Annotated in this window: 8 protein-coding genes and 1 pseudogene; 4 read left to right on the forward strand and 5 right to left on the reverse strand. The window is 50.7% G+C overall.

Going from position 1 to position 5,962, the window contains the following annotated elements:
- The first annotated feature begins 31 nt into the window (after nucleotides 1-31).
- The 3 genes from HY879_07305 (at nucleotide 32) to HY879_07315 (ending at nucleotide 2,490) form a co-directional block, all read left to right on the forward strand.
- A complete protein-coding gene (locus HY879_07305; GenBank protein MBI5603146.1) occupies nucleotides 32-175 on the forward strand; it encodes a hypothetical protein in 144 nt (47 codons plus the stop codon).
- A 430-nt stretch (nucleotides 176-605) separates the two neighbouring features.
- Nucleotides 606-1,082 (forward strand): Lrp/AsnC family transcriptional regulator, encoded by a 477-nt coding sequence (locus tag HY879_07310; protein MBI5603147.1) that lies wholly within the window; start codon nucleotides 606-608, stop codon nucleotides 1,080-1,082.
- Nucleotides 1,083-1,176: 94 nt separating this feature from the next.
- Nucleotides 1,177-2,490 (forward strand): FAD-dependent oxidoreductase, encoded by a 1,314-nt coding sequence (locus tag HY879_07315; GenBank protein MBI5603148.1) that lies wholly within the window; start codon nucleotides 1,177-1,179, stop codon nucleotides 2,488-2,490.
- A 66-nt stretch (nucleotides 2,491-2,556) separates the two neighbouring features.
- Here the strand turns inward: HY879_07315 and HY879_07320 are convergent, their stop codons facing one another.
- Together HY879_07320 and HY879_07325 are read right to left on the reverse strand one after the other, a co-directional pair.
- Nucleotides 2,557-3,177 (reverse strand): trimeric intracellular cation channel family protein, encoded by a 621-nt coding sequence (locus HY879_07320; GenBank protein ID MBI5603149.1) that lies wholly within the window; start codon nucleotides 3,175-3,177, stop codon nucleotides 2,557-2,559.
- 20 nt (nucleotides 3,178-3,197) lie between these two features.
- Nucleotides 3,198-3,665, reverse strand: coding sequence for a VOC family protein (locus HY879_07325; GenBank protein MBI5603150.1), 468 nt, complete (start codon nucleotides 3,663-3,665; stop codon nucleotides 3,198-3,200).
- A gap of 261 nt (nucleotides 3,666-3,926) precedes the next feature.
- Here HY879_07325 and HY879_07330 point away from each other — a divergent pair.
- Nucleotides 3,927-4,037, forward strand: a pseudogene (locus tag HY879_07330) (epoxyqueuosine reductase).
- Nucleotides 4,038-4,126: 89 nt separating this feature from the next.
- Here the strand turns inward: HY879_07330 and HY879_07335 are convergent.
- The 3 genes from HY879_07335 to HY879_07345 all read right to left on the reverse strand — a co-directional run bounded on the left by HY879_07335 (nucleotide 4,127) and on the right by HY879_07345 (nucleotide 5,916).
- Complete coding sequence (locus tag HY879_07335; GenBank protein ID MBI5603151.1) at nucleotides 4,127-4,936, reverse strand: metallophosphoesterase; 810 nt, start codon at nucleotides 4,934-4,936, stop codon at nucleotides 4,127-4,129.
- Between the two features lie 144 nt (nucleotides 4,937-5,080).
- Nucleotides 5,081-5,260, reverse strand: coding sequence for a hypothetical protein (locus HY879_07340; GenBank protein MBI5603152.1), 180 nt, complete (start codon nucleotides 5,258-5,260; stop codon nucleotides 5,081-5,083).
- 401 nt (nucleotides 5,261-5,661) lie between these two features.
- The gene (locus HY879_07345; GenBank protein ID MBI5603153.1) at nucleotides 5,662-5,916 is read right to left on the reverse strand and encodes a hypothetical protein; all 255 of its coding nucleotides are present in this window, start codon (nucleotides 5,914-5,916) and stop codon (nucleotides 5,662-5,664) included.
- Nucleotides 5,917-5,962: the final 46 nt, after the last annotated feature.

A 5,962-nucleotide genomic window follows, 5' to 3' on the forward strand; every position in this document is an offset into this window, starting at 1 on the left:
AAGATCCGAAGACCCGAGATGGGAAGACTACATGAATGAATATGTGGGATACAAAGGGGTAATCACCGACCCTGACCGGGTGATCAACGATCCGGAAGCCCTGGTCGAGGTCACGCTTGAAGGGATCGGCGGCACCCACCGTTTCCCCCAGGACTGCCTGCGTAAACTCGGCTGACCCCGTCTTCGGAGATCTGCTCTTCGGCAATCCGGAAATTGCCCATCCGATTTGGAACGGAATGTCCTTTAATTTACCATAGCAGTGGCTCGCCTGACTGGAAGTAAATGGCGGACTTTCTATCCGGGATATCATGATCAGTAGAAATAAGTCTGATGTCCTCGGAATTTACGAACACGCGCCTAATCCCACCTTTTGTCCCATTTTAAACGAAGCGTCAAGGGCCGTTCGATCTCCGTAAATTTATCCAAAACAAAAAATTGACGCTGGCTGAAACGGCCACTATTTTAGACGTCAGCCAATCCCGTCTTCTGAGCAAAGGGGGAAGAGCAAAAAGCCGAGGTCAGGAACACTCCTTGAATTGTTGAAGATTAATCTTGACAATCAGCATTTTGTAAATTATCTTTCGTAATAAATAAGGAAAAAACTAATGATAGTCGAAAAAGATATTGAAATATTGAATATTATTCAAAATAATTCAAAAGCATCGTATCCCATGATCGGGAAGCAGGTGGGATTGACCCCATCTGCGGTCTTTGAACGAATCCGAAAGCTTGAGGCGAAAGGGATTATCCAATCCTACAACACAAAGCTGAGTCACAGGGCAGTCGGGTTAGGGGTGCTGGCTTTTGTGTTCCTGAAGGTAGAGATCGGAACGGCCGAAACGGACATCGACCAGTCTATTGCAGATATTGACGAGATCCAGGAAGTCCACCATGTCTCGGGGGAAGACTGTTACCTGTTGAAGGTATGGGCCTGTGACAATGACGATCTGGGTCGGCTGCTCCTTGAAAAGGTCCATTCGATAAAAGGAGTCCGGGCCACCCGGACGACCATTGTCCTCAAGACCGTGAAAGATAGTCCCCTGATTCCATTAAGGCGTGACTCCAAAGGGAACAGCACCTGAGAACAACTTATTCAAGAATAGCTCTTGCAGAATTCAATGAGTAAGGAGTTCTTTGCATTCTTTAGAGTTATTGTGGGTGATAGAGAGGGAACTCATGGATATTGCTATTATCGGAGGAGGAATCGCAGGGCTGGCGGCAGGATACAGGCTGCAGCAGCAAGGCCTTAGGCCGGTGATCTTTGAGAAGGGTGAGGGGGACCGGACCGATTCGGATTTGGTCAACGGATTCATCATCGACAAAGGGGCCTACACGATTCCTGAATCCCACAGCGTCTTCCTCGCCCTTATCCGGGAACTCGGCCTGTCCGGCCAACTAAGGGAAACCCCAGCCACCTCGTCGACATTCGTGGATGGAGAAGAGCACAGGATCAAGATTGGATCACACAATGATTTCCTGAAATACAGACTCCTGAACTTCAAAAACAAAAAAGACCTCGTCAAGCTGTTCCTTTACGCCCGGTCCCTGGGCAGGAACTTGAGTCTGCATCAGCCCACCCCAAAAACCCTGGAATTGGAACAGGAGACAGTTCGGGATTACCTCCTAAGGGACTACAGCGAGGACATCCTGGAGAAAATCGCCTCTCCTATCTTTGCCGATCTCTTTCTCGGGATTCCAGAGGAAAACTCCAAGGCGGCCTTTCTCGCCACTCTCCCTAACCTTCTCCGTTTCCGGATCTTTACTCTGAACCAAGGCATGGGAACGGTGACCCGGAAGATTAGAGAACAACTGGAGGTAAGGAACCACACCCCGGTCATCGGCATCCGGAAAACCGGAGAGACCTACCAGGTAGAGACCGGTGGAGAACACCAGGGCTCTTATGCGTTCGATAAAATTATCTTTGCCGTGCCTCTTCCTATTATCCCCGCCCTCATTTCGAATCTTCCCGAGTCCCTCGACCGGGACCTGAAAAACGTACAATACAATCCTTCCATGGTGGTTGCTCTGGCACTGTCAAGGCCGTTTGTTGATCATTCCTTTATGAATACCTTTCTTCGGACGCAGATTGCTACTCTTGCAACCGTGGTTCAGGACCAGGGAAAGGGGGAAGGTAGGATTCCCAGGGAAAAGGGACTGGCAACGGTCATTCTCACAAAAGAAGCAAGTGCCGGTTTTTTTGATAAACCGGATGACGAGGTCACGAAGTCGGTGCTTCGGGAAATGGATTCGGTCTGGGCCGGGTTTTCCAATGAAGTGATCTTTTCCAGAGTCTACCGCTGGCCCTTCGGCGGGGTGCAGCTCCCGCCTGGGACCCTCGCCCGGCAACCGAGAATGCGGAAAGAACTGGGAGCCCTGGATCCCAATTGGGCCTTCGCCGGCGACGGCCTATACCGGGCCAGCATGGAGGTGAGTCTCCGGACCGGGTTCGAGGCGGCTGAACGGATTTTGGGGACTCCTGGCGCGGCCTGATCAACCAGACCAACGAAATAGACCAAAATGATTCCTTCTGAAGTTTTGGAGTGGGGGTTTGTTATTTTATCGGTCTTCTTCCAACTGGAAATGGGGCAAAGCCAGGTTCCAATACAGCGCCGCCAGGCGAATCAACAGGGCGCTCAGGAAGGCCGCAGAAATATTTAAGGGATCGGGAAACTTAAAATAAGACAGCAGCGCCAACAGGGCCGCACCGCAGAGACTGGCGGAAGCATAGATTTCCCGGCGAAGGATCAAGGGGACCTCACCGGAGAGCAGGTCCCGGATGATGCCGCCCACTACGCCGGTGGTCATGCCCATGATGATGGCAATACTGTATTCATGGGTTGCCTGAAAGCCTTTGCGAAAGCCGATCACCGTGAAAACAGCCAGGCCGACCGCATCGGCATACATCAGGACGTTCTCCGGCAACCGGAGGCGCTGGGCTAACAAAAAGGTGCCGAAGGCGGCAATCGAGGCGATGGCCAGATAATTCGTGTTGGCGACCCAAAAAACCGGATGGGCCCCGAGGACCACGTCCCGCAAGGTGCCGCCTCCCAGGGCGGTCACACAGCCGAGCACCACCACCCCGAAGATGTCCATCCGCTTCCTGCCGGCAGCCAGGGCGCCGGTGATGGCGAAGACCACCGTTCCGAACAGGTCAAACCAGTGTATCAAAAAATCCACGTTCCCACCCCGCCTGAATTTTATCGATCTTTCTTCGGGAACTCATCCATCACCTCGATCAAAACCCCGTGGGCAAATTGCGGGGTAATCCAGACCCAGCGCACATCGGGATTATTCACATCGAAATTAAACTGCTCCCCGTGCAGGGCGACCTTTTCCTGCTTCAGCCTGCGGAAGGTATCCTCCAGGTGGGTCGAGGTAAAGGCAATGTGATGAAGCCCTTCGCCGTGGGTCTCCAGACGCTTATACAGCGGCGACCCCGCCTCCAGGGGCTGAAGGAGCTGAATATCGCAGCCGCCCCGATCCGCCTTGAAAAATGCCGTAAAATAGCGGTCTTCCCCGGCGTAACATTCCTCTTTGGCAACCGGCTGATTCAGCAGGGCGGGAGAAACCACCCCCAGAATACGGGTATAATGTTCGATGGCCTGATCGATGTCTTTGACCAACAGACAAATATGGGCCAATCTCTGTCTCACGGGATTTTCCATACCGGGTCTCCTTTCAGAAATTAAAACGTCCCCTCACCCGCGTCTTTCCGGCCGGGGCTTCCTATGATTTCATATTATCATATTCTGTTCCATTTATCTCTTTCCATTTTAACCCGGCGCCGGATTGATCCTATACTCATCAGGTCTTAACCCACAACCGGCCTGCGGCCGGAGGGGCGGTTTGCTTTGGCCACGAGAAAAAGGAGGAAAAATGGAGAAGGAAAAACTGACCCGGACCGTAAAAATTTAGTCCTCCACTCGGGGGCGGTGGCCGTCGGGATCGCCGCCAGGCAAACCCTGGAAGGCGGGCCGCCCTCCGCGGACCTGACCTATGTCCTTCCGGAGGCCAAATCGGCCGTTGTTTTTGCCCTGCCACTGGAGTTATCGGAGTTTGTCGTATAGTATGCGTTGGCGAACAATAAGAAGGATTGCTCATTAGGCGGCTACGTGGATGAGACCGGCTATTGGAGCGGTACCCAGCGATGGGAAATACCCGTCGATTTCACCTGAACCAAAACAAAGCCATAAACGGCTTTTCCGAATCCATAATTATCATAGAGGGGCGCACCTCCTCCACCGCTGATGACATATAAGATTCCATCTATGTCCATCGTATCATAGAGGTGGATATGCCCGAGGAAGACCATGGGACCGGCGACGGCCTTGATTAGCGTCATAACCTCTCCGCCCCGGCCCCCATTGGAGTCCCCGATCATGGCATGAACTTTCCAACGGCCGACAGCCGGCGGTTTATGAAAAGCAACCAGGCAGACCTTCTCTTTTGTCAGCCTGCTCCGGGCAAACTCCAGCGCTTCATCGTTAAATGTTCCATTCCCATTATCCAACCCGATAAGGCGACAATTACCATAATCAAAAGACCAATTATAGTCCCCGACAAACTTGCGGTAATTGTTCCGGTCAAAATAGACATCGTGATTACCGGGGATATGGAGGATGGGAATATCGAAATCTGCAATCAATTCCCGGTAGGTTTCGAATTCCGCGGCTTGACCTCCCTTGATGATATCACCGGTATTGAGAAGAAAGCGGGGTTTAAAATCCCGGGCGCGATTCAACAGACGTTTATAAATTTCTTCATTTCCCCGGTTATCCCCCAAAACAATGAAATCAAATCCTTCATTCGATACGGATTGGTTGGCTAAGATCGCTGTGATATTTTTTCCCAACGAAAGGGGGACCGCCCCACCCGGCAAGGGGATCGAGACGAATAGAAACAGGCAGAGGATGGCAATAGTAATCCTGGTTTTCATTTCAGTCCAACCATTTCCTATTCTTGTTTTAATAATAATGCGCTTAAGCCGACATCTTCCAGCCAAGCACAATAGGATTCCACTACTCTCCGAAACGGAGGACGAGTTCCAGGAAAAGGGGATTACTGGTCCATAAGCGCACCATTAGGGTGTATAAATTTTGTACTTCGGATCGTCAGGCACAACCCTCGCCGGCACACCAGTATCCGCCGGAGGGTTATAGGGATAATTCCTTGTCCCTACGCAGCCCCCGATTAACATGGCTGCCACGAACAGTCCAGCCAAAAAATAACCCAACCATTTATCGTCCTTAAAAACTTTCATTTGGGCATCTCCTCTTTTGTTTTTTTGTCTAAAAGACACCTCTTTGCCGAATCTCTTCTATGCAGCTTTTTTTCCCCTGGCCTCTTTGAGCCGTTTGGTTTCGTATTCCTTATTTTAGAAATTAATAAACAGTTCTTTGAATGATACCAGATAATTCCAGCGTGAACAATAAAATTTAGAAAAGAGCAAAGGGGACGTCTTCTGGAAGGGTTAAAGAAGATCGGGAAGGGGTGGGTCAGTTCAAGTGAGCGCCAAAGCGCCAAACACCCGAGGTAAGAGCCCAGTGCGTAGTCCCGCTCGCTGGGATCTGTGCGGGGGGCCATCCGAAAGGATGGTTCCTACCGCGGCCGAATGGGTGGCAATAGTTCGGATGAACATTTACACTTTTAAACTTGAAGCCTTTAGCTTGTCTGAAGGCGAATTCCTTTGACGATTAACATCCTGGCATAGGTGGTTGGAGGAAGCCCTTCCTTATCGGCTAATTCTCGTAGTTTTTTTATGACCTTCGGCTCAAGCCGCAAAGAAATCACTTCTTTTTTAGGTCGAACAAAAACCACGTCTTTTGACGGCTCGAAATCATCCAGAAAATCGGTGGACTCATGGGTATCCCAAAATTCCCTTTCTTCTTTTCTGGCCTTAAATTTTGGTACTTTCACTTTTTTGTCCTTCGATAAAACTGTTTTTCTTTGTTAGTCAGATCCC

The organism is Deltaproteobacteria bacterium, from assembly GCA_016219225.1.
Lineage (GTDB): Bacteria > Desulfobacterota > RBG-13-43-22 > RBG-13-43-22 > RBG-13-43-22 > RBG-13-43-22.

Coding starts and splice junctions, on each gene's coding strand:
- HY879_07305 (MBI5603146.1), top strand. CDS start 32: ATGAATGAATATGTGGGATACAAAGGGGTAATCACCGACCCTGACCGG.
- HY879_07310 (MBI5603147.1), top strand. CDS start 606: ATGATAGTCGAAAAAGATATTGAAATATTGAATATTATTCAAAATAAT.
- HY879_07315 (MBI5603148.1), top strand. CDS start 1,177: ATGGATATTGCTATTATCGGAGGAGGAATCGCAGGGCTGGCGGCAGGA.
- HY879_07325 (MBI5603150.1), bottom strand. CDS start 3,665: ATGGAAAATCCCGTGAGACAGAGATTGGCCCATATTTGTCTGTTGGTC.
- HY879_07335 (MBI5603151.1), bottom strand. CDS start 4,936: ATGAAAACCAGGATTACTATTGCCATCCTCTGCCTGTTTCTATTCGTC.
- HY879_07340 (MBI5603152.1), bottom strand. CDS start 5,260: ATGAAAGTTTTTAAGGACGATAAATGGTTGGGTTATTTTTTGGCTGGA.